This window comes from Runella defluvii (assembly GCF_014195535.1).
Lineage (GTDB): Bacteria > Bacteroidota > Bacteroidia > Cytophagales > Spirosomataceae > Runella > Runella defluvii.
In genome coordinates, this window is sequence record NZ_JACIBY010000016.1 from 53,582 (window position 1) to 79,986 (window position 26,405).

The following is a 26,405-nucleotide window of genomic DNA, read 5'->3' on the forward strand; positions in this document are numbered from 1 at the left end:
GACTCGTTATTTTTGGGGGATTAAAAGCTGTTTATTGTTTTTTTTGGGGGGTACTTTTTATTTGCTATTAACTCTCTAAAAATAAAGGAGTTGTAAATTGCAACGTTTTTGCAACGCTTGAAATTTGGCGTTTAGGGAGCGCATTAGGTAGTTTTAACTATGCCAATTCCTAAACTATATCGCCAACCTAAGTTTGTGTTATTACTGCTAGTACTTCTTTTTGGAGTGTTGGTGGCGGGGTGTTGGTATGGTTACCAAAAACAATTGAAAAACTTGGAAAAACAACTCTACGAATTACAACACCAACTGCAAACCCAACGCTGTATGATTCATTCTACTTTATTCACTACGATTCCCAAACGAGCCTTTCAAAATCTGTTAGCGCTACTATTTCTAGCTTGTCTTAGCCAAGCCCAAACGATTCGCTATGTGAAACCAAACGGTACGGGAGATGGCTCTTCGTGGGCCAACGCCTCGGGGGATTTACAGGCCATGATCAATGCTTCGGGTACCCAACAGGTGTGGGTCGCCAAAGGTACCTATAAGCCTGCCACTGATGTTTCGGGAAACGCCAGCCCCGCCGACCCTAGAATGAAGACTTTCCAGATGAAAGCAGGGGTGAAGATTTACGGCGGTTTTAAGGGTGACGAAACTGACCTTTTACAACGTACTTTCACGGTGATGGCGAACAATAAAAGTATCTTGAGTGGAGATTTGAACGGGGATGACGCCACCACAGGCAACGGTGAAAATAGCTACCATGTTGTTTTTAATGATGATAATGGCTTAACAACCACTAATGCCCTTTTGGATGGCTTTACCATTAAAGAGGGAAATGCGAATAGGAGTTATCCTTACAATAGTGGCGGCGGGATGTATAACGACTCCTCCTCACCGAGCTTAGTGAATTGTAGCTTCTCGGGCAATCAGACCAGCGCTGCCGGCGGCGGGATGTATAACAACAACTCCTCCTCACCGAGCCTTGTGAATTGCAGCTTCTCGGGTAATCAGGCTGGACGCGGCGGCGGGATGTTTAACGACAACTCCTCACCAAGCTTAGTGAATTGTAGTTTCTCGGGCAATCAGGCCGGCGTTAACGGCGGCGGGATGTGTAACTCCTCCTCCTCACCGAGCCTGGTGAATTGTAGCTTCTCGGGCAATCAGGCCAGCGTTAACGGCGGCGGGATGTGTAACACCGCCTCCTCCTCACCGAGCTTAGTGAATTGCAGCTTCTCGGGCAATCAGGCCAGCTTTGACGGCGGCGGGATGTATAATTTCTTCAACTCCTCACCAAGCCTTAAGAACTGTATCCTGTGGGGCAACAGCAGTGAAGTGTATAATACTAGTGGGAGCAACCCTACCTACACCAGTACCCTCGTCAGAGGTTTGAAAAAAGGGGGCTTTCAAGGCACCGAAAACCCGCTTTTTGTCAATCAACCCTCCGCAGGACTTGGCACCGCCGGCGATTTGCGCCTGCAGCCTTGCTCGCCCGTTATCAATGCTGGCAATAATGCGGATAATTCGTCTTCTACTGATTTAGACGGTAATACCCGTATTTTCGGTACAATCATCGATTTGGGAGCCTACGAGTACCAATCTGATTTGCGGCCTGCGGCTATTACCCCTTCTGTAACCGGTAGTAGCAACCCTACCACCTGTGGGGGCACTGAGGGCAGTATTACCTTGAGCGGACTTCTGAATAGTGCCCCGTATTCAGTTACTTACAAAAAAAATACCACCGCAGTGGCCGCGACCAACTTTACCTCCAACGGCAGCGGTGTCCTTACTCTGACGGGCTTAGGAGCAGGGAGCTATACCGATATTGTGGCTACCTATGGTACTTGTGTGAATAATGCCGCCACCGCCACCACTATGCCCACTCTGACTGATCCCACAAAACCAAGCCTTATCCTAAGTACGATTCCGGCCATTTGTGCGGGGACGATGTCGTTTGCGGTACCTTATACCAACCCCACGCAATCGCCCAACAACTATTCGATTTCGGGAACGGGGATAACCCCCATCACCAACGGGAATTTGAGTAGTCCCATCACGGTTAACTTAAGCACTGCGGCTGTGGGGAGTTTGATTCCTTTTACCCTCACGGTCAAAAACACCACGACCAACTGCGTTTCGAACGGCATTATGGGGAGTGTGGTGGTCAATCCCCAACCCGTGGGTCCGAGTTTGAACGTCAAAACGCCAAATGTATCAGCGGTATGTTTCGGCACGTCGGTCAGTGCCACTTTCAACGCGGGCAGCGAGGGGGTAGGTTGTTCGGACGACTATGTGGTGATTATTGACGGCGGCAGTCCCGTGGCCTATAGTTCGGGAAGTTTGGTAGGGGCTACGGCCAACAGTTCGGTAGAGATTAAAGGCCGTGGTGCCAACTGTAGTTCGGGCTGCGTTACGGATTACGTAACGTTGGCTAGTTGGACGGTAAACCCTCTTCCCACAGCTACGATTTCGGGGACAACGACGGTGTGTAGAAACAATCCATCACCTAGCATCACTTTCACGGGCGCGAATGCAACTGCACCTTACACGTTTACCTATAAAATCAACGACGGAGCACCCCAAACGGTGACAACTACGGGTGGCAACAGCGTGACGGTAGCAGCGCCAACGGGGACAGCGGGCACGTTTGTTTATAGTTTGATAAGTGTCTCAGAAAGTTCATCAACGGCTTGTAGCCAAACCCAAACGGGCAGCGCAACGGTGACGGTAAACCCTCTTCCCACAGCTACGATTTCGGGGACAACGATGGTGTGTAGAAACAATCCATCACCTAGCATCACTTTCACGGGCGCGAATGCAACTGCACCTTACACGTTTACTTACAAAATCAACGATGGCCCAGCCCAAACGGTGACAACCACGAGTGGCAACAGCGTGACGGTAGCAGCGCCGACGGGAACGACGGGGTCGTTTGTGTATAGTTTGGTGAGTGTATCGGAAAGTTCGTCAACGGCTTGTAGTCAAACGCAAACGGGCAGCGCAACGGTGACGGTAAACCCTCTTCCCACAGCTACGATTTCGGGCACGACGACGGTGTGTAGAAACAATCCATCGCCTAGCATCACCTTCACAGGCACAAATGCGACGGCACCCTACACGTTTACTTATAAAATCAACGATGGAACGCCCCAAACGGTGACAACTACGAGTGGAAACAGCGTGACGGTGGCAGCGCCGACGGGCACAGTGGGAGCGTTTGTGTATAGTTTGGTAAGTGTATCGGAAAGTTCGTCAACGGCTTGTAGTCAAACCCAAACGGGCAGCGCGACGGTAACGGTAAATCCTTTACCAACGGCCACGATTTCAGGCACAACGACGGTATGTCAAAACAGTCCATCGCCGAGCATCACCTTCACGGGAGCAAATGCAGCGGCACCCTATACGTTTACCTACAAAATCAACGACGGAGCACCCCAAACGGTAACGACCACAAGTGGCAACAGCGTGACAGTGGCAGTGCCGACGGGAACAGCGGGGGCGTTTGTGTATAGTTTGGTAAGTGTCTCGGAAGGTTCATCAACGGCTTGTAGTCAGACGCAAACGGGTAGCGTGACGGTAACGGTAAATCCTTTGCCAACGGCCACGATTTCAGGCACGACGACGGTGTGTAGAAATAGTTCTTCGCCCAATATCACCTTCACGGGAGCAAATGCAACGGCGCCATACACCTTCACCTACAAAATCAACGATGGAGCGCCCCAAACGGTGACAACCACGAGTGGAAACAGCGTGACGGTGGCAGTTCCGACGGGTACAGTGGGAGCGTTTGTGTATAGTTTGGTGAGTGTCTCAGAAAGTTCGTCAACGGCTTGTAGTCAAACGCAAACGGGCAGCGCAACGGTGACGGTAAACCCTCTTCCCACAGCTACGATTTCAGGCACGACGACGGTGTGTAGAAACAATCCATCACCTAGCATCACTTTCACGGGCGCGAATGCAACGGCACCTTACACGTTTACTTACAAAATCAACGATGGCCCAGCCAAAACGGTGACAACCACGAGTGGCAACAGCACGACGGTAGCAGCGCCGACGGGCACGGCAGGCACGTTTGTGTATAGTTTGATAAGTGTCTCGGAAAGCTCTTCAACGGCTTGTAGTCAGACGCAAACGGGTAGCGTGACGGTAACGGTAAATCCTTTACCAACGGCCACGATTTCAGGCACAACGACGGTATGTCAAAACAGTGCTTCACCTATGATAACGTTCACGGGAGCAAATGCGACAGCACCCTACACGTTTACTTATAAAATCAACGATGGTTCAACACAAACGGTGACAACCACGAGTGGCAACAGCGTGACGGTGGCAGCGCCGACGGGAACAGTGGGAGCGTTTGTGTATAGTTTGGTGAGTGTCTCAGAAAGTTCGTCAACGGCTTGTAGTCAAACCCAAAGCGGCAACGCAACGGTGATGGTGCAAGGCAAACCCACGATTACGCTGACTACACTGCAACAAACCTTGAACGAAGGTAATTCACAAACTTTCTGTGATACGGATGCCAATTCTGAAAATGGTTTACAGTTTACGGTTACGGGTTCTTGCGTAGTGGGCAGTCCCGTTTGGCGTAGCCAAGTTGGCAACAGCGCATGGAGTAACTGGTCACCCAGTCCACCAGTTTCCCAATTCTCCAATAACCAACCCCACCGCTACCAAGCAGCTTGCGATGGGAGTTGTCCCGTGACTTATACGTCACCGATTGAATTGACAATCAATTACCGTGCTTCGATTCCTCAGAACGTATCAATGATTGCCGACGGAGCAGTGGTAAATGCAGGTGAAACCAAAGAAGTGTGCAATATCGAAGGAAATACGATAACATTTAATGTGACTTGTGCTTCGGGAGAAATGCTGCTTTATTCAGTAGATGGGGGCGATTACAGCAGTGTTGTTCCAGCGCAGTTAGTGGATGGACAGTACCATAATTATCGTGTACGTTGTCGCAAGTCGGACGGAACGTCTTCGTGCGTGGAGACGGAATCGGGGGTGATGAGGTTGCGAATTACGGGTTCGTTGGCGGCTCCCTTAGCGAGCCTGAACGTAACGAGTGGTTGCGGTAGCCCCGTGGCGTTTAGCGGCACGGCCAATTGCGGAGCGCTGACAACAATATGGTACAATGCGAGTACGAATGTGGCTTTACCTACCTTGCCAAGCCAAACGCCGACGGAGACTAGTTCGTATTATGCACGTTGCCAAGCGGGTGGAGGTTGTTTGAGTGAGAAGAGTAATGTGGTTACCTACACGGTGCTCTCCGTTGGTGTGGCTCCCGCGATTACTGTTTCCCAAGAAATTGTTTGCACAGGTACAACGGTGAGAATATCAGCCAACTGCCCCGCAGGCAGTACCACGTTCTGGAACACGGGTGTCACTGCGCCAAGTTTTGAGGTCGCTTTCAACAACGTGACGAAGCAAACGTATTGGGCGAAATGCCTCTTTGAAGGCGGTTGTCAGAGCTCGGAAAGTATTCGCAAGGATATTTATTGGAATGCGTTTGTGGTGAGTTTGATAAACATTGGTCAAAGCAAATCAGCGGTGAAGACCAACGACCCAAGTCTATGGAGGAGTCAATTCATCACGCGAGACGGTGGTGCTGATTTGGAGCAAAGCACACAGACGAATCCGACGTTGTATTACGTGGAAAATGCGAACAAGACGGCCCCTCGTTATTGGACGATTAACGTGGATGCGTGTGCATTGGGGACGAATGGTTCGTTGACGTTTGACCTACTGGCGACGCCCGAGACGGGCGTACCACAGTCGTTCAACACCCACGAAAACAATGCCCCCTACTTTATGTATGCCAACCGCGAAGGTTGGACAGAATTGTACGCTCAGAATCATCCCGCGTACGGTTTTTACCAAGACAACGGCTTGGGCGGTAATGTATATGACGCAGGATTACCAAAAGGTTTGTATAAGTTAGGTATTCGCTACTGGGATCAAAAGGGCTGGGGTAGTGTTTATCCCTCAACGCGCAAGCCGCAAGGCAACGTGTTGGCTTATCAAGAGTATTGGTTCAGAATCCAATCGCGAGATGGGGTAGGTGTAGGAGCAGCGAGGACAGCGGATAGCGGTCAGCAGTCAGGAGTCAGCGAAGGGGTAAATGACAAAGAGCAAGGAGAAAACAAAGGGCAAGGGGCAAGGGGCGAAGGGGCGGATAACGGAAAACAGCTAACGGATAACGGCGCTTTCGCCACGGTTCTCCCGAACCCCGTCACCAGCATTCTTCGCTTGCAAGTACAAGACAGCAAAGGGCAAGAGGTACAAGCGGAACTTTTGGACGCTACGGGGCGGCGGGTATTGCGTCGGACGTTTGTAGCGGAAACCCCAAGCCATTTGGAAGAATACGAAATAAGCGATTTGCCCAATGGCGCTTATTTCCTCCATGTGCGTTCTGAGTTAAAACAACAGGTACTTAAAGTAGTGAAAATAAAGTAAGTACAATTTCTGTATTTTTGAAAAGGGCAAGACGGCATCGTTCTTGCCCTTTTTTGTTGTATTTTTAGGGGATTTTTGAGCAAATACAACTGGGGTCAGAGGTTAAAATTACGGAATGAAAGGCTTATTTTTTTGTTATTTATTCTTGATTGGGGTGTGGGCAAATGCCCAAGAAGTGTTTCTTGACCCCAAAAAAGACGAAATAGATGCCAGTTCTCGTGTCGGGATTGTAGAAGATAAGTTGTCGAGCTGGTCGTTTGAACAAATCCAAGAACGTTTATTTGTCCAAAATAAGAGTAAGCATATTTTAATTCCTTTTTCTAATCATACTTTTTGGATAAAATGTAAGTTGAAAAATGCGACGGCTGAACCGCAAAAGTGGGTTGTACGATGGGAAAACCCGTTGACTGAACGCATTGATTTTTACGTTCAAGCAACCCCGAATGGCAGGTTTGCCCGTTTTGAAAAAGGAAGTTTTCGAGAAAAACATCACAGTTATATCTTTGAAAATACGCCTTCGCTCACGCTTTCTTTTGCACCGCATCAAACCCAGACACTTTACCTCAAAGTAGTTAATAAACGGGGTATTTTTTCACGCCTTGTGCTTTTGCCCACCGATGCCCTCGAACGCACCAAATACAGTTCCATTCAACGCTGGAGCATACTCGATGGAAGCCTGTTAATTCGGCTTATTTACACCTTTATTTTGGCCTTGTTTGTCATTAAAGACCTGTCGTTTAAGCGTTATTCGGCTTTTATTTTTATTCGTACGTTTTCTTTTTGGGGCATGATAGGCGTGCTTGGTGGGTGGCTGACAACCCAGCCTTACTGGGCCACCATTGCCAACAACGTTGTCATATTTCTGTCTCCCATTGGCTACACGTTTGCCATTCGCTCGGTGGTCGATATTCGTTCGTTTCCGTCGTACGTGGTCTATCTTCTTCGCGTTGTTTTGGGCTTAACGGTGCTGTTTGCTTTGTTGATTTTACTTGATTATCAGTGGTATTGGCTAAAAGGAGCGGTGTTTTTAAACCTGGGCACCCAGTATGTGTTGTTGGGCATTATTGCCGTGGCGTGTTATCGCCGTTTCCGAATCAATTGGTCGTACGGAGTGCCACTTTTACTCGGCGTGGCGAGCTATTCGCTCGTTCTGACGCGTTTATTGGGGGGATTACAATGGGCGGGACTTTTTGAGGTAGCATTGTTATTTTTTGTCCTAGAATTGTTGTTTTTTGGGCTTTATCTTGGACGAATTATTCGGACGTACGAAGAAGAACAGCTTACCATTAAAAAAGAGTTGTACTTCAAAAAAATCCAAACCAATCAGCTCCAAGAACTTGATGAGCTTAAAACCAATTTTTTTGTCAATATCTCGCATGAACTTCGTACCCCATTGACCCTCATTGGTGGATATATGGAAGACTTGCGGCGTCAAAGCCCTCAAAATCAGGTGTATGAAATTGTGAGTCGCAATGCTCAGCGCCTTCTTGTGCTTATCAATCAACTGCTCGATTTGAGCAAACTTGAAGCGGGACAGCTACAGGTTACGCTCAGGCCACTACGGTTAGATACGTACCTAAAAACGCTCTTCAGTGCTTACCAGTCGTTGGCCGAAAGCAAGAAAATTAGATTTACATTTCACCAAAGTCAGGAGGAGGTTGTGGGGGAAGTGGACCAAGATAAACTGGAGAAAATTGTCACAAACCTGCTTTCCAATGCCTTTAAATTTACCGATGCTGGGAAAAAAGTAGAAGTAAGTGTGGATTATGCGGTGTCGAATAATCGCTTGATTGTTAGTGTGAAAGACGAAGGTGTGGGGATTCCCAATGATAAATTAGCGCAAATTTTTAATCGCTTTTACCAAGTGGAGCGCCCAAATCACGCCAAATACGAAGGGACGGGCGTTGGGCTGGCGTTGGTAAAAGAGTTGGTCAATGCCCTCAACGGAACCATACAAGTGCAAAGTAAAGAAGGAGAAGGCTCTACGTTTAGGATTGAACTTCCCGTTACGTATAGGGATGATGTTTCTATCGAGGGAGAGTATCCACCATCGCCGTTGGAGTGGCCTAGTGTTGAAAATAAAATAGAAAAAACAAGCCTCAAGCATGACGTAGATTTGCGGCTGTTGGTGGTGGATGACAACGCCGATATTCGTCAGTACATTCGGTCGATTTTTGCGAAAGATTATTGGGTTGTGGAGGCTGAAAACGGAAAAATTGGCATCGAAAAAGCCCTTGAAATGACCCCAGACATCATTATCAGCGATTTGATGATGCCCGAAATGGACGGCTTTGAATTTTGTAAACGACTTAAATCAGACGAAAAAACGAGCCATATTCCCATCATTATGCTATCGGCCAAGGCCAATCCCGAAAGTAGAATTGAAAGCTGGGAATTAGGCGCCGACGATTACTTGTTGAAGCCCTTTCAATCGGAAGAAGTGCGGGTGCGGGTTCAAACGTTATTGGAAAAACAAGCCCGCCTGAGAACGTATTTTAGCGCGGCGGTTGGCACAGAGAAGCCTGTAACGGAAACCGAAGAAGCCTCAAAGGAACGAGGTTTTTTACGTAAACTCTACGCGCTTGTAGAACAACGGATGAGCGATTCCGAGTTTACGGCCGAGCTTTGTGCCAAAGAAATGGGAATGAGTCAAAGTCAGTTGCTCAGAAAATTGAAGGCGCTCACCAACCAGACCATCAACGAATACATTCGAGATTTTCGTTTGCAGCGGGCAGCAGATTTATTATCTCAAAATGAGGCAACAATTTCGGAAATAGTCTATGAAGTAGGGTTTACGAATCTGTCTTATTTTACCAAAATGTTTAAAGAAAAATACGGAAAACTTCCCAGTGAGTTTTCGACGCAGGAAGAGTAAATTAGAGGGCCATTTTAGGGGCTTTATGAAGAAAAAAAAACATTTTTAGCCCCTTTAAAGCCAAATGCTGAATATGTGTTAATAAATGCTGAATATATGTTAAGCCTGTTTTGAGATAGTCATTTATCTTTACTGGCAAATTAAAACACATGAAAAACTTTATATACAAAAGCACCATTTTTGGATGGATAGTGCCCTTCATTTTGGGATTAGGAAGCGTGGTTGCGTCTCCTGTAAAAGCATCAAAAGTTAATACGCCGCCTACCATTACGGCCAAAACCATTTCGGTACCTGGAGGAAGTGGGGGAATTGAAAAAGAGATTGCCACGGCACTCGATGGCGAATCGGACAATTTGGAAATAACGGCTTCTAACCTACCTGCTAATATAACCCTGACCAACATTGAGAATTCGGATGGAACGGTCACGGCACTCGTGAGTGTGGGCTGTTATGTGTCTGCGGGGTCGTATAGCGTAACGCTTACCGTCAAAGACCCCGAAGGTGCATCGGCTACCGATGTGTTGACCATCAATGTCACCGCCAACACCATGCCCGTATTAGCCTACGCCGCCACGGCATCGGTCAATGGCGGAGGAAGCCTCACGATTAATCCAACCGCTGGCCCGTCTGACAACTCAAATGATTTTACGGTAGGAGTTGATAACCAAGGGACGTTCACGGGCGATATTGCTGTGGACCCAGTTACGGGCGTGATTACCATTACGAATGCAGCTCCCGTAGGTACGCACCAAATCACGATGAAAATTTCTGAAGCCTGCGAATTTGAAGAAACCGCTACGTTTGAATTGACCGTTACCAATACCAAACCCACCATTTTAGGGGCAACAATTAGCCGCCAACAGGGGACTTTGACGGGACTCAATGCGACCATTGCAACTGTTAATGACGTTGAAACAGCAGCGGGAAGCCTCAGCGTGACCGCAACAACACCGCTTCCTTCTGGGATAAGTATTTCAGGGATTACCAATGTGAATGGGACGATCAATGCCAATGTGCGGGCAAGTTGTTTTGCGGCAATTGGGAATAATACGGTCGAATTAAAGGTGACAGATGAAAATGGAGGAACCGCAACGGCCAATTTGATCGTGAATGTGACTGCAAATTCGCTTCCCACCATTACTTATGGTAATCAAACGGTCAATATGATGGGTGGACTGACTGTTAATCCTGCATCAGGCCCTTCGGACAATGGGGAGTTTGGTGCTATTACAATCACGGATGTAGATGGCTATACGGGCGATATCGACGTTGATTCAAATACAGGAGAAATATCCATCAGCAATGCTGCTCCTTTGGGAACGCATACCATTACGGTAAGAATTATGGATAACTGTGAAGTAACCAATACAACGACGTTTACCTTGACCGTTACCAACACCAATCCGACCATTAAAGGGACAGTAATCAGCCGCCAACAAGGTAGTGCGGAAACGGTATCGACGATTGCCAACGTAGATGATACAGAGACGGCAAAAGGAAGCTTGACCGTAACGGCTACGACCGTTCCAACGGGTATTTCGGTGTCGAATATTACCAATACCAATGGCGTTATGAGTGCGATGGTGTCGGCGGGGTGTTATACCAATAGTGGAGAAAATACGGTGGTTTTGACCGTAAAAGATGGGAATGGAGGAACCGCAACGGCCAATTTGATTGTGAATGTGACGGCAAATTCGCTTCCAACCCTGAGTTACGCTAACAGCACAGTCAGTGTCGCAGGTGCAACAACGATTAACCCCGCTACTGGCCCTGCCGACAATGGCAGCTACGGAGGGCTAACGATTGAAGACAAAGGTACTTTTACGGGAGACATCTCCATTGACCCTACTACTGCGGTGCTTTCAGTGAGTAATGCCGCTCCTCTGGGCGTACACACCATTACGGTGAAAATATACGACAACTGCGAAGAATATACTGAAACAAGTTTTACTTTGACGGTCGAAGGCTGTACGTCCACCCTAACGGCAGGGGCGGTAACCAATCCAACGACCTGCACAAGTCCAGTGGGAAGCATTGCTTTTACGACCAATTTGGCCAATGGTGATTATACGTTAAACTTTACGTCAAGTGCGGGAGCAACCACAAGTCCCCAACCTGTGAAAGTGGCGGGCGGCGCTTTTTCACTAGGAGGATTATTGGCGGGTACGTACAGTAACTTTTCGATTACCTCATTGGGGTGTACAGCTTCGGCTATGTCATCTAAGGTCATTACGGCCAAAATCCCTCCTACGGCTACCTTAGCGGGTGGGAGTGAAGTTTGCCAACAAAGTTCGGCGCCCGTACTGACCTTTACCGCCAGCAATGGTAGCGCACCTTATCGTTTTGGTTATCGCATCAATGGTGGAAGTGTGTTGTATCTTGAGAGCACGAGTGCCGTAGCCACACTCGCTCCTTCTACGCAGGTGGCAGGAGTCTTTACATACACATTAGAATCGGTCTCGGACGGAAACGGATGCAGTCAATCGCAAAGTGGTAGTGCAAAACTGACGGTCAATTACCGCGCTTCTGTTCCCCAAAATGTGTCTTTGTCAGTAGATGGCGTCAATGTGGCGGTGGGTGAAATCAAAGAAGTATGTAGCCTGTCGAGTGGAACTCCGTTGACATTTAATGCAACCTGTGCCGTGGGAGAAATAGTGCTTCATTCGGTGGATGGGGGGGAATATAGTGCGGGTATTCCCGTAGCCCTGGTTGACAATCAGTTTCACAATTACCGCGTGCGTTGCCGAAAATCCGACGGAACACCTTCCTGTATAGAGAGCGAATCGGGTGTTATGCGTCTAAAATTAGTAGCCATCCCTTCGGCTCCTACGGTCAGCTTGTCGCCAGAACGGAGCTGTAATCCTGCTGCAAGTTTTAGCGGTCAATCGACCTGTGGAAGTTTAAGAACGATTTGGTACAATGCCACCACCAATGTGGCATTGCCGAGTTTACCAAGCACCGTTCCTACTGCAACGACGTCTTACTACGCCCGTTGTCAGACGGATAATGGTTGCGTGAGCGAAAAGAGCAACGTCGTGACGTTTACGCTCATTCCCACGCACATAGTCCCCGTGATTAGTGCGAGTCAGGAGATTGTATGTACAGGAACGACGGTGAAAGTGTCGGCCAACTGCCCCGCAGGAAGCACCACATTTTGGAACACAGGCGTAACCACGCCAAGCTTTGAGGTGTCGTTCAACAACATCACCAAACAAACCTACTGGGCGAAGTGCCTTTTTGAGGGCGGTTGCCAAAGTTTAGAGAGTATTCACAAAAATGTATATTGGGATGCATTTGTGGTAACCTTAATCAACGTAGGTCAAAGCAAGTCGGCAACAAAGTCAACAAACAACCGCAGCGAGTGGGAATTGCAGTTTTTAACCCGCGACGGTGGCCCCGACTTGGTAGCAAGTGCGCAGCAAAACCCAACTTTATATTTTGTCGAAAATCCTAACAAAACGGCGCCACGTTATTGGACAGTCAACGCCGATGCTTGTGCATTAGGTACGGAAGGTTCTTTGACTTTTGACCTGTCAACGACACCCGAAACAGGCGTGATTCAGTCGTATAACACCCACGAAAATACAGCACCATTTTTTATGTATGCCAACCGCGAGGGCTGGACGGAATTGTATTCCCCCAACCACCCTGCTTTCGGTTTTTACCTAGATAATGGGGCAGGAGGCAATGTCTATGATGCAGGTTTGCCTAAAGGACTGTATAAATTGAGCGTTCGCTACTGGGATCAAAAAGGGCTTGGCCTTTACCCCGCAACGCGCAAACCGCAAGGCAACGTGCTTGCCTACCACGAATACTGGTTTAGAATCCAGTCGAAAGATGGGGTAGGAGTAGGAGCAGCGAGAACAGCGGAGAGCAGTGGGCAAGGGGCAAATGGCAAAGGGCAAGAGGCAATAGGTAAATGGCAAGAGGCAAATGGCAAAGGGCAGGGGTCGGATAACGAACAACAGCTAACCGATAACGGGTCTTTTGCTTCGGTCATGCCCAACCCTGTCACCAATGTTCTTCGCCTGAAGGTGCAAAACAGAAAGGGGCAAGTGGTGCAAACTACGTTGACGGATGCAACAGGTCGGGAAGTTTTACGCCGCCAATTTGTGCCTGAAACCAACACGCATCAAGAAGAGTTTGGCGTCAGCGAATTGCCAACGGGTATGTATTTCATGAAGGTGACCACGCCTGAAAAAAGTGCATTGTTGAAAGTAGTGAAATTGTAGTGCACTTAGCGTATAACAAGGCCCTCGACTAACTTGTCGAGGGCTTTTTTTTGCCTTGTGGATTAATGGCTAAGTAACCAATTTAAGTAGTATTTTATTGAAAAAGTAGAATAAGGTACCAAAATGATAAATAATTTTGTAGTAATGGTATTTGATTTTGTTTTCTTAGACTAAAATGTTGTTATTGTTCTTGGTTTCATGAAAAACTATACATAAACAACTTAACCAGTCTTGTATGAAGCATATTTCCTTCCAAAAAATGCAAGCTTTCTTGCCTAAACTGTTTTTTTTAGCCCTTTTTACTTGTATGTCTTGGGCTACACAAGCTCAAAATGAAATACAAACGGCTACTCAGTATCTCACTGAAAATGCTACAAAACACAAGCTATTAAAGCAAGATATTGACAGAATGACCGTGTCGAGTGCCTATTTATCGCCTACGACTGGTTGGTATCATATCTATTTTAACCAAACCTTTGAATCGGTTGAGGTTTATAATAGTTTGTTGAGTTTGGTTGTTAAGGATGGACAAGTCCAACACACGACGGGCAGTTTTGTTCCTAACATAGAAGCATTGGTTAACCAAGCTCCAATTTCAGTATCTCCGATACAAGCGTTGCAAAAGGCTGCCCTAGAGGCCAATTTACCCATAAATACCCCAATCCAAATCAGAGAAATTAGTAATACGCCACTTGCTGATGGTACGTCAGGGAAAATAGTCTATCAAGCTGCAAGTATTTCAGATGAGAACATTGTCGTAAAAAAATACTGGTTTCCTTACGAAGTACTTGAAGATGGAAAGCCACATGTAAAGGTAGCGTTAACGTGGAATGTGCAGTTTTTGACCAAAGACCAGCAAAATGGTTGGAGCATGCACATTGATGCGCACACGGGCGAAACCATACGTAAAGTAGATGAAGTGATTCACTGTAGTTTTGGGATGGTACATCGGTCGGGTGCTCCTCACGATTGTTCTTTAGAACACGGATCCTCTGTAGGAACTAATGCTGTTCTTACTCCCAAAGCAACACTGGCACCTGATAATACCTATAATGTTTTTGATTACCCATTAGAGGCTCCTACTTTTGGAAGCCGTAGCCTTGTAGCTTCTCCATACGACAAGTTTGTGCCCTTAGGAACTGGCCCTGGCGCAACCAATGGGTGGCATTTTGATGGAACTACAAGTTATACAACAACCAGAGGGAATAACGTTTGGGCGCAAGAGGATGCTAACAATAATAACGGTACTGGATATAGCCCCACATCATCTACATTAGATTTTAACTATCCTTATACACAAGGACTAAGTACAGCAGCCGCTAACAGAGATGCCGCTATCACCAATTTATTTTATTGGAATAACCTTATTCACGATGTTCTGTGGAAATATGGTTTTGACGAACCTAGTGGTAACTTTCAAAATACCAACCAAGGGCGAGGTGGGAACGGAAATGATTATGTTTTTGCCGATGCGCAAGATGGAGGTGGAACCAATAATGCCAATTTCTTTACGCCAATCGATGGACTTAATGGCCGAATGCAGATGTACCTGTGGACTAATTCGGGAAGTTATCAGCCAGATGGCGATTTTGATAACGGAATCATTGCTCACGAGTATGGGCACGGTTGGTCAACTCGTCTTACAGGAGGACCCAATAATTCGTCCTGCCTTCGAAATGCAGAGCAAGGAGGAGAAGGTTGGAGCGATTATTTAATGTTGATGCTGACGACCGACTGGGCATCACTAACACCGACTGAAGCAAGCGGAAACATTCCTCGGGGTGTTGGTACCTACGCTATTAAACAAGCTACAAACGGAGGAGGTATTCGCCCTTATCGATATGCTTATTTTAACCAAAATACCAATACAGTCAACAGTGCTGTGACCTACGCAGGCGTGGGTAATACCGCCACATTTTCTTTGCCTCACGGTATTGGTTCGATTTGGGCCACCATGCTTTGGGATATGACGTGGGAGATTATCCTCCAAGATGCTCAAATAGTGAACAATATTTACTCGACGCCATCCAATGTAATGGATATGAAAGGGAATATTGCTGCGCTTAAATTGGTAAATGAAGGGTTGCGTTTACAGCCTTGTAGTCCTAGTTTTGTACAAGCGCGTGATGCTATTTTGGCTGCCGATGGGCTATTGTTTGGCGGGCGTTACCGCTGTGCGATCGGAAGAGCATTTGCACGCCGTGGCTTAGGTGCCTTGGCTTCTACGGGGGTATCGACCAACGACCGAATTGTAACTGAAGATTTTACTCCAATCTCTGGAGCATCACTAAACTCCCCCGTTGCACTTACTGTTTGTTCTAATCAGCCTTTTAATTATACAGCAACTACACCTACAAGTGGAACAACTTTTAGCTGGACGCGTGATGCCGTATCTGGTATTAGTAATACCGCAGGGTCGGGGAACTCTGCAGCTGTAAGTGAAACTTTGGTCAATACCTCTTCTTTGCCTGTAACCGTCAAATACCGTTTTACATTAAACCCAGCTACCTGCCCAGGCAATGTTATTACCCAAGATGTAAATGTGATAGTGACTCCTACTGTGGCAGCAACGGTACCAGCTTACAGTGTTTGTCAAAATACCGCTGTTCCATCAGGGGAGGGACTGGTTTCTCCTGCTGTATTGGTTAATTCTGTTAGTGGACTTCTTTCTATAACTGATACCTATGTAAGAGGAAGGAATGACAATACCACCGTATATACTGCTGAGCCTGGGTCGCAGTCTCACTATAAAACAATCACTTTTGTAGCACCCAATACTGAGGCTGTTACTTTTGAGGTTACCTATGCTGGGGTTTATAATAGTGATACGTATCTTTCATTATACGAAAGCTCCTTTAATCCAGCAGCACCCGCTACCAATTTTTTACGTGGAGATGATGATATCGACTATTCTGGAGGAAATTATCGGTCACAATTTACGCATACCCTCACTGCTGGAACCACCTACGTTTTAGTAGTTGCCTCATATTACAATTTAGATCCAGGACTATTTATATTACAGTCCACTCCTGCTGTATTTTCAACAGGGCCTACGCAATGGTACTTAAACGCCTCAGGGGGAGCGCCATTGGCAACAGGAAATGTTTTTAATCCAGTAGGTGTGTCGGGTTCTGGAATTGCCAACACAGCGAGCGCGGGCGTCACAACTTTTTATGCGGCGAGTCCATTGTTGTCAGAATGTCGAACACCAGTAACGTTTACGATTACTCCAACGCACAGCATAACGCTCACGTCAGTCGCTTCAACAGAAACCCAAACGGTATGTACCAATACAGCTATTACTCCCATTACGTATTCGTTGGGAGGTGGTGCGACAAATGCCACCGTAACTGGTTTACCTAACGGCGTCACATATTCAGTAAATGCGGGTGTATTGACTATAAGTGGCTCACCTACCACGGTAGTAGGCAGTCCATTTAATTATAATATTACTACCACGGGCAATGCGTGTACGGTAGCTACTGAGTCGGGGACTATTGCAGTGAACACAACGCATAGCATAACGCTCACGTCAGTAGCTTCAACAGAAACCCAAACAGTCTGTACCAATACGGCTATTACTTCCATTACATATTCGTTGGGAGGTGGCGCGACAAATGCCACGGTCACTGGTTTACCTAGCGGCGTCACATATTCAGTAAATGCGGGTGTATTGACCATAAGTGGCTCGCCTACCACGGCAGCAGGTAGCCCATTTAATTATAACATCACCACTTCAGGTAGTTCCTGTACAGCAGCCACAGAGTCGGGAACTATCACAGTTAACTTAGTGCACAGCATAACGTTAACATCAGTCGCTTCAACAAAAACCCAAGCAGTTTGTGTTAATACAGCTATTACTCCCATTACGTATTCGTTGGGAGGTGGCGCGACAAACGCCACGGTCACTGGTTTACCTAGCGGCGTCACATATTTAGTAAATGCGGGTGTATTGACGATAAGTGGCTCACCTACCACGGCAGTAGGCAGTCCATTAAACTATAATATTACTACCACAGGCAATACGTGTACGGTAGCTACTGAGTCGGGGACGATTACGGTTGGAAACGCTCAAACAATTACCCTTACCTCTCCTAGCGCGACGGAGGCTCAGACGCTATGCGTCAATACGGCCATTACCTCAATCGTATATACACTCGGGGGGGGAGCTACGGGGGCGACAGTTGTCGGCTTGCCGTCAGGTGTGACAAGCACTGTCAATGCGGGAGTACTTACAATTAGTGGTTCGCCTACTACGGCTACTGGTAGCCCATTTGGCTACACTATTACAACTACTGGTAGTGTTTGTACACCTACGACCAAAACGGGTACATTGACAGTAAATGCGGCCCATAGCATCGTATTAACTTCTTCTCCAACGACAGAAACGCAGATTGCTTGTATCAATTCTGCCATTGTTCCGATAACGTATGTCTTGAGTGGAGGTGCAACAGGCGCTACAGTGACAGGACTGCCAACAGGTGTTACGAGTGCAATCAACGGAGGGATTCTTACAATTTCGGGTGCGCCTACGACAATTGCAGGTAACCCATTTAGCTATTCTATCACTACCACGGGGAATGCTTGCGCAACGGCTAATGAATCGGGCACTATTACTGTTCAGACTAAGCCAGTATTAACGCTCTCAGTACTTCAACAAACCTTAAACGAAGGCAATAGCCAAATACTCTGTGACATAGATGCGAATCCTGTGAATAGTTTACAGTTTAACGTTTCGGGTACTTGTGGTTCGGGGTCGCCTGTTTGGCGTGTTCAAGTAGGTAGTGGCGCATGGAGTGCTTGGTCGGCGACAGTACCAGTTTCCCAATCATCCAATAACCAACCCCACCGCTACCAAGCAGCATGTGATGCTAATTGCCCAACGACTTATACTGGTGCAATTGAGTTGCAGATTAATTACCGTTCGTCGGTACCACAGGCCGTATCTATGGCGGCGGATGGTGTGACCGTTGCTGTTGGTGAGACAAAAGATATCTGTAATGTAGAAGGAAATGAACTGACATTTAATGCCACATGCGCCGCAGGGGAGGTTTTAATTTACTCAGTCGATGGGGGTGAGTATGGTACAACTGTACCAACCCAATTGGTGGATGGCCAATACCACAATTACCGTGTACGTTGCCGCAAATCAGATGGAACAAGTTCGTGCGTAGAAACGGAGTCGGGAGTAATGAGACTACGGTTAATTATGAATTCAATGACCCCTGTAGTTAGTTTGAATGTGACGAGTGGTTGTGGGAACTCAGTAGCATTTACAGGTACTACAAACTGCGGAGCAATGACCTCTATCTGGTACAATGCAACGACGAATACAGCATTACCTAACCTTCCTTCCCAAACGCCAAGTGAAACAGCATCCTACTATGTTCGCTGCCAAGCTGAAGGTGGTTGTTTGAGCGGGAAAAGTAATGTAGTAACTTATACGGTATCGCCTGTCAATACTCCGCCAGTAGTCATGGTGAGCTCGGATGTAGCATGTACAGGAACAGAAGTGACGATATCAACTAACTGCCCTGCAGGAACCAGTGCACTTTGGAATACGGGTGTTACAGAGCCGAGCTTTAAAGTAGCGTTTGCCAATATAACCAAACAAAGTTATTCTGTTCGATGTGTAGCATCGAATGGTTGCCAAAGTGGTGTGAGTGCGACCAAAGATGTTTATTGGAAAGCTTATGTTGTGACGTTAATTAATATCGGGGAATCAAAATCATCGGTGAAAACCAACGACCGTGCTGCTTGGGTTAACCAGTTTATCACACGAGATGGTGGCCCTGAGTTGGAACAAAGCACCCAACAAAATCCGACGCTATTTTTTACAGAAAATGTTAACAAGATAGCTCCCCGTTATTGGACAATCAATGTAGATGCTTGTGCCTTGGGAACAGATGGTTCGTTAACGTTTGATATGCTGGCTACCCCTGAGACGGGCCTTCCACGCTCCTTCAATACGCATGAGAACAATGCTCCGTACTTTATGTACGCTAACCGCGAGGGTTGGACAGAATTATACGCGCAAAACCACCCAGCCTACGGTTTCTACGAAAGCAATGGCGCAGGAGGTAACGTGTACGATGCAGGGTTGCCCAAAGGTTTATATAAATTGGGTGTTCGCTACTGGGATCAAAAAGGTTGGGGTAGTATTTATCCATCGACTCGTAAACCTCAAGGCAATGTTCTTGCCTACCAAGAGTACTGGTTTAGAATCCAGTCGAAAGATGGGGTAGGAGTAGGAGCAGCGAGAACAGCGGAGAGCGGTGGGCAAGGGGCAAATGGCAAAGGGCAAGAGGCAATAGGTAAATGGCAAGAGGCAAACGGCAAAGGGCAAGGGTCGAATAACGAACAACAGATAACCGATAACGGGTCTTTTGCTTCGGTCATGCCCAACCCCGTCACCAATGTTCTTCGCCTGAACGTGCAAAACAGCAAGGGGCAAGTGGTACAAACTACGTTGTTGGATGCTGCGGGCCGTCAGGTGTTAGGTCGGAGGTTTGAACCCGATACCAACACGCATCAAGAAGAGTTTGGCGTCAGCGAATTGCCAACGGGTATGTATTTCATGAAGGTGACCACGCCTGAAAAAAGTGCATTGTTGAAAGTAGTGAAATTGTAGTGCTCTTAGCGTATAACAAGGCCCTCGACTAACTTGTCGAGGGCTTTTTTTTGCCTTGTGGATTGACTTCTAGCTCCTTATTCACAGTCAATCGTGCCAAATTCACATTGAGCCATTGTTTGTTGAAAAATCGACAGATATTTGACCTATCAAAGGTCTTGCTATGAAAACAATGCGCTTATTTTGGTTTATTTTTCTTCTTGTTTCTCCGAGTCTTATTGCCCAAATCAATTGGGGAGAGTATTCACAAAGCTTTCCGCAGGGAGCGTTGGACAAACCAGAAACGGTGGCATTGATACTAACGATTCCTAAAACCAACAATTCGTTTTGGGTAACTCAGGAAAATAGTCCGCATTTTCTGTCCCTAGAAAAAGATTCTTCGTTCCGAAAAATTCGTGCTTCCAATGTCGTCGCTCGTACGACGTTTGACGATTCAAAGGCTCATTTTTTCTTGCATGGCGTCAATAAAAACAACGTCCAAGAGTTCGAGTTTCGCGTCATGGAATACCCCAGTCAACAGTTACTTGTTTCGTGGCAAAATATCGCTCAGTTGACGGACGAGGCATTGATAAAAAGCTCTGCGCTTCCACAAATGGCCTATTTGGGTGGCTATAAGACATCGTTGGGCAATGCCCTAATCGTGGATGTTCGCAAGAAGGGGGCAAAGAAAATAGCAGCCACTAGCATCGTGGCGTGGGAGACGATACGGCCTGCGGCAACGGGTATTTTTACGTCCGAGAATCTGGATGTTTTTCTGCAAAAACTCCAATATCCATGGGCTCGCCCTACTTCAAAACATATAGTGAATTACTCGTTAGATAATCTTCAGTTACCTGCCAACAATGCTCATTTGATTTTTACCCTAAATGCGGAGATTTATACCAAAAATCAAGTCCAATACCAGCTCATGCACAACGACAGAATTGTTCGGCCGTGGCGCGACAACGAATACGACAACAGTTTTATCTGGCTCAAAGATTTTTCGTCAGGGCGGTATAAAATTCAGATTCGCTACGCCGTTCAACCCCAACACGTTACTGAATACGCTTTTGAAGTAGCTCCTCATTGGTACCAAACATGGTGGTTTAAAACCGTCATTGCAGGCATCGGCATGGTGGTGGTTGGATTGGGCGTTTTTATCTATTTGTTGATTCGTCAGCGGCGACGGACTCAACAAGAGATGGCCCACAAACAAAAACTCCAGTTGGAACTCAAGGCATTATATGCACAACTCAATCCTCATTTTATTTTCAATGCCCTCAGCTCCATTCAAGGACTTATCAACCACCAAAATTTAAAGGGGGCTAATGATTATTTGGCGGATTTTGCCCAACTACTGCGCGAAACGCTGACCCAAAGTAGCCAAGAAGAAACCTCACTTTTTCAAGAACTACAAACCATGGAAACCTACTTAAAATTGGAACAGCTACGGTTTGGGTTTCGCTATTCTATGGAAGTCGATACACAACTGGATGTATATGCAACCAGCTTACCTTCCTTACTTTGGCAACCCTTGGTCGAAAATGCCATCAAACACGGGATTTCGGTTTTGCAGGGAAAAGGGGTCATAAGCGTTCTATTTCAACAAAAAGGAGAGGCGTTGTGCTTAATAATTAGGGATAACGGGCAAGGTTTTGACACAAAAATACCAACAACGGGTTTTGGGTTAAAACTCACCAAAGAGCGAATCGCCCTGCTGAATCAACTCAACCATGCACAACCCATTTCGCTCACAATCGAAACTCCCGCCGATTTGGGCACGCAAGTGACCCTCACTTTTAACCACTGGTTTGTATGAAAGCAGTACTCATCGACGACGAGCCTCACAACTTGAGCAATTTAAAGTCGCTTCTGGCGACGTACTGCCCACAAATTGAGGTATGTGCAGTAGCCAAAAATGCCGAAGAGGGCAAAAAAGCCCTTTATAAATACCAACCTGATCTTCTTTTTCTGGATATTCAAATGCCCCAACAGGATGGTTTTGAACTGCTTCGTAGCCTTACCGAATACGATTTTGAGGTAATTTTTGTGACTGCTTACGACCAATATGCCATCAAAGCGATGCGTTTTTCGGCGGTGGATTACCTACTCAAACCCGTCGCGATTAGTGAATTACAGGTCGCCGTTGAACGAGCGATTAAACAACGTGAGTTAAAAATTCAGAACCAACAAATCGGGTATTTGATGAAATGGCTCACCTCTCAAGCCCAAAAAGAAGAGCTACAAATTGCACTTTCGACCTTGCAAGAAACCCGTTTTGTCAAAACCAGTGAAATCATTCGTTGCGAATCGTCCAACAATTACACCACGTTTTTTTTGAATGAAGGCACCACGTTGGTCGTTAGCAAACCCATTTACGAATACGACGACCTTCTGAGCAGTCATGGTTTTTTGCGCTGCCATCAGTCGCATTTGGTCAATAAATCCTTCATTAAAAGTTGGAAAAAAGAATACGGCGATTTTTTGCAACTCGCCGATGGTTCGCAAGTACCCGTGTCGCGTGGCAAAAAAGACACCATCAAGAGGGCGTTGAACCTCTGAGCATTCAAAAAAAATAGTTTCCCTTTTCTATCAAAAATTCCATTTACACTGATGAAAAACGTATCAGCTACCCTTGTCATGCTCTTTTGGAGCTATTTAACGCTTTTGGGACAAGCCGCTTCTCCTGTTCGGCTGTCGGAAACGTACGAGTTGGCAAACATTATTTTGGCCCTGACCGATTATGGAAAAACAGATCCTTGGGAGGTATCGCAGCAATCGGCCTATTACCAAGAAGTGCGCACGTATTTCGATGCCTATCGTCATCATCCTTTGTTGTCAAAAGTCAATTATTCGCGCCAACAATGGCAAAGCTACCTCAGTTTTCGCACTGATTCGTACGCTTTTACTTTCGATGAATCCAACCATCTTGTTCGCAAAATCGCCTTTTCGGCCAATTCGGGATTTAATCCTTTTGAAGAAAATTTGGCGCTGATTGAAGATTTTGTACAAACCACTCGTTTTCGTCAATTTTATACCAACCATATTCCTTATTACGAAGGGCTTGCTTCGGCTTATTTGGTTTCGCAGCGGTATCCCGAAATGCTTCAATTTTTAGAAAAAGAATTGGGAAAACAATCCACACTCAGCTCGTACGCGATTGTCATGTCGCCGTTGGTCGGACGGATGAACTGCCACCGAGTCGTCGAAGGTGTTGGCACCGATTTTATTACCCTTCCATCGTTTATTCTGACGGGCAAAACCCTCCAAACGGCGAGTCAGGAAGAAATTGCTTCGGGTACTCACATGTTGTTTACTGAGCTAGACCACGCGTTTGTCAATCCAATGACCGAATTGCACCAATCGTTGGTCAAAACCCACTTTTCAAACCAACGTTGGGATACAGGCAGCGGGTATGAAAAAGATAGCCTGGCTACGTTCAATGAATACATGACATGGGCAGTGTATAATTTGTACGTTCAGCACTATTTTCCGAGCGTTGCTAAGAAAGTCAGCCTCGACTGGGCTATGCAAAACGAGACGCGAGGGTTTTATGCTAGTAATTTGTTTAACAAAGAGTTAGAGGTAATGTATCAAAAGCGAAAAGCAGGACAAACCCTTCAAGATTTGTATCCTAATTTCATCAAACGTCTTGGGAAACTTCAAAATCATGTCCAAAAACCAGTCATCCAAAGCTCTAATTTATCCGACAAAAATCTTGCAGATACGGTTGCGAATTTTGTGGTGTATTTTTCTGAACCCATGATAAAAGCAGACTCATTCGACGTCATTATCGCGACCGAAAAAGACGGAAAAATATCCAAAGAGCGACAAGTAGAAGTGTCTAAAAAACAAGGGCTATCGTGGTCTAAAGACGGAAAAAGCGCCCAATTTACCCTTCATTTGGTTCATGGCTTGAATTATGTTTTCTTCAACGTTCCTTGGCAAACCAAGACCCCGCTTTGTGCCCAAACGAGAGTTCATTTGACTCCTTACAGTCAGCTAAAAACAACCGTAGCACCCCAATAATTAGCAAATCGACTACTTTTCTACCAGCGTAACAATGCTTTTTTCTTTGATTATCAATGAGTTTGAAGAAAGAGGTGTTGGGCTTAAGTCTTCGCTTTCGGAAGTCGTAAATGCCTCCCAACGGCTTCGTTTTTTGGAAGTTACGTTAGGTTGTATAGCGACTGGATTATCACTTGCATTGACAAGTACCGTTACCAATCGCCCATCGGTATTTTTGTAAGACGATGCGTACAACGCTTGGTTGGTTTGGCTTAACGTCACAGCCACGCGAACCGCTCCTGGACGGATAAATCGGCTGTAATTACCCAACGCCCACAGCATTTTGGAGGGCTGAAAATGGCCGTCAGTTTTGTTTTTTTCGATGTAAATCAAGCCATCTTTGTAATTGTAGGGCGAAATGGCCAGCCACCAGTGCCAGGCCGTCGCGTTGGCATGGGTCAGGTCGTTGTGAATCAATGTTGCTACGTACACCGCAGGACTGATGCCAAGGTCTTTTCCTGAGCCATTGATTTCGCCGCCGTTGTCTCCCAAAATGCAATATTCCGACATCCAGTAGCGTACCTTCTGCTGCTTGTTCAGTTCGGTAAGTACTTGTTTACGAACGTTGACCGCCTTGTCATAGGGCGAAGACGTAAAGTAACTATGCCCCGAAATAGCCCGCGTCAGTTGGGACAAATCGCCAAGATAATCGGGAGAGTTTTTGTCAAAAAATGCTTGAATTTGAGTGCCTTTGCCCGCCCGACCGTGCTCAGAATACAAAAACTCCAATTGACCTGCTTCCGCTACGTTGATTTGGGTTGATAATTTAGCATTTACCAAGGCTTTGTTTAAGGCACGACAAATACCCGCTATTTGCTGGTTATAAAAGGGTGTTCCTTCTTGGCCTCCATCGCTCCAATCCCACTGTGGTTCGTTGACAGGACTGATGTAGTTGAAACTTACGCCCGTTTTTGCTTGAATTCCTTTTAAGCTTTGGGCCATAAAATCGGCAAAATCGTTGTATCGTTCGGGGCTAAGGTTGGGGTTTTTATTGGTAGCGAAGCCTTTGCCATTGGTTGTAAATGAAACGGGAGGACTGTTGGGGAAAGCTAAAAAATAGGGCACGCCTCGTTGTTTGGCTGCTTCTAAAAACCAGCGTTGCCCCGCCTGTTTGTCCCAATCATAAGTACCGTCGGGCCGTAAAAAAGACTCCGCCCGCCGCCATTCGTCTTTAATTCCGCTGTTGGCGCCTTGTTCGGTCGTTCCAGCCCCAAGGTTGAAGCGCCAAAGCGAAAGCCCAATGCCTTTTGGCTGTCCGTTTGGTGACAATTCACGGCTAAATAGCAAATCGGCGATGGCATTGCGTTTGGCATTGGGCCACTGTCCCACAAACTGACACGACCACGCATCGGAGGCGCCAAAATGCTCGATGGTTTGGTACGTAACACTAGGATTTATGACGATTTGAACAGCCGAACCCAAGGGTTTTTCTTTTTGGCCATAACTTGTTAGCCAGCAAAACAGAGCAAGTACACACAGAATAGGTTTCATATCCCTATAAGTAGAAAGGGGTAAGTTTTTACCGCCAACCAGCGTTTGCAATCAAGTACTTCTCGCCATGCGTCTTTTTGAAGACGAAAAGAAAAACGTTACAACTTAAACTTGAAACGTCCTTTCTTAAAATGGAGTTGTTTGCCTTGCTTATTGACAAGATGAAGTTCAAACTTTCCTTTTAACGCCCCTGTTTCCGAGTCGTATTTTGTAATGTGTATCCAACTTTTGCCCACCGCAATAAAATCATCTACCACACTGACACTTTCTCCCTTGAGGATATGAGCTCCGTCGGGGTTGGTTTGGAAATGAAATAGCCTCGCTTTGGTGTCGAGAGAAGGCAAGCACGGATCTGGATTACCCAGGTCGTATTTGCCTTCTGCCAAAGGAATAACGAAAAAATCTAAATGTTGCTTTGCGTGACAATTTTTGGGGCATCCCGTTGGTTTAGGTGCGCGAGTCAAGTCAAACGGAATGTCGGTTGTGGCTCCAAATCCAAACCTTGGAAGTGAGCAATTCTTTATTTTTTCTTCGTTGACAACGCTCCCTTGTCCCATACCGTACCAACGTTTATTGTCTAATTTCCCCGAAATTGTGAATGAACGGTAGCAACCTGAACATACGAGGGCTAACAAAAGGCAGCAGTAGCTGACAAAGGAATTGAGTTTCATGT

9 protein-coding genes are annotated in these 26,405 nt (G+C 46.5%); 7 read left to right on the plus strand and 2 right to left on the minus strand.

The window, feature by feature from the left end:
• The first annotated feature begins 159 nt into the window (after positions 1-159).
• The 7 genes from FHS57_RS26355 (at position 160) to FHS57_RS26385 (ending at position 24,202) form a co-directional block, all read left to right on the plus strand.
• Complete coding sequence (locus FHS57_RS26355) at positions 160-6,456, plus strand: choice-of-anchor Q domain-containing protein (protein ID WP_183978965.1); 6,297 nt, start codon at positions 160-162, stop codon at positions 6,454-6,456.
• Positions 6,457-6,571: 115 nt separating this feature from the next.
• Positions 6,572-9,331, plus strand: coding sequence for an ATP-binding protein (locus tag FHS57_RS26360; RefSeq protein ID WP_183978966.1), 2,760 nt, complete (start codon positions 6,572-6,574; stop codon positions 9,329-9,331).
• A gap of 149 nt (positions 9,332-9,480) precedes the next feature.
• Positions 9,481-13,563 (plus strand): T9SS type A sorting domain-containing protein, encoded by a 4,083-nt coding sequence (locus tag FHS57_RS26365; RefSeq protein ID WP_183978967.1) that lies wholly within the window; start codon positions 9,481-9,483, stop codon positions 13,561-13,563.
• A 307-nt stretch (positions 13,564-13,870) separates the two neighbouring features.
• Positions 13,871-20,194: a M36 family metallopeptidase gene (locus FHS57_RS26370; RefSeq protein ID WP_229601460.1), complete on the plus strand. Its 6,324-nt coding sequence runs from the start codon at positions 13,871-13,873 to the stop codon at positions 20,192-20,194.
• A gap of 172 nt (positions 20,195-20,366) precedes the next feature.
• Positions 20,367-21,992, plus strand: a complete 1,626-nt coding sequence (locus FHS57_RS26375; RefSeq protein WP_183978969.1) for a sensor histidine kinase — start codon at positions 20,367-20,369, stop codon at positions 21,990-21,992.
• Positions 21,989-22,735, plus strand: a complete 747-nt coding sequence (locus tag FHS57_RS26380; RefSeq protein WP_183978970.1) for a LytR/AlgR family response regulator transcription factor — start codon at positions 21,989-21,991, stop codon at positions 22,733-22,735. Before FHS57_RS26375 ends, FHS57_RS26380 begins: the two co-directional genes overlap by 4 nt.
• A gap of 51 nt (positions 22,736-22,786) precedes the next feature.
• The gene (locus FHS57_RS26385) at positions 22,787-24,202 is read left to right on the plus strand and encodes a DUF4932 domain-containing protein (RefSeq protein ID WP_183978972.1); all 1,416 of its coding nucleotides are present in this window, start codon (positions 22,787-22,789) and stop codon (positions 24,200-24,202) included.
• 12 nt (positions 24,203-24,214) lie between these two features.
• Here the strand turns inward: FHS57_RS26385 and FHS57_RS26390 are convergent, their stop codons facing one another.
• Together FHS57_RS26390 and FHS57_RS26395 are read right to left on the minus strand one after the other, a co-directional pair.
• Positions 24,215-25,732: a glycoside hydrolase family 30 protein gene (locus tag FHS57_RS26390; protein WP_183978974.1), complete on the minus strand. Its 1,518-nt coding sequence runs from the start codon at positions 25,730-25,732 to the stop codon at positions 24,215-24,217.
• Positions 25,733-25,830: 98 nt separating this feature from the next.
• A complete protein-coding gene (locus FHS57_RS26395; protein WP_183978976.1) occupies positions 25,831-26,403 on the minus strand; it encodes a hypothetical protein in 573 nt (190 codons plus the stop codon).
• Between the last annotated feature and the right edge of the window lie 2 nt (positions 26,404-26,405).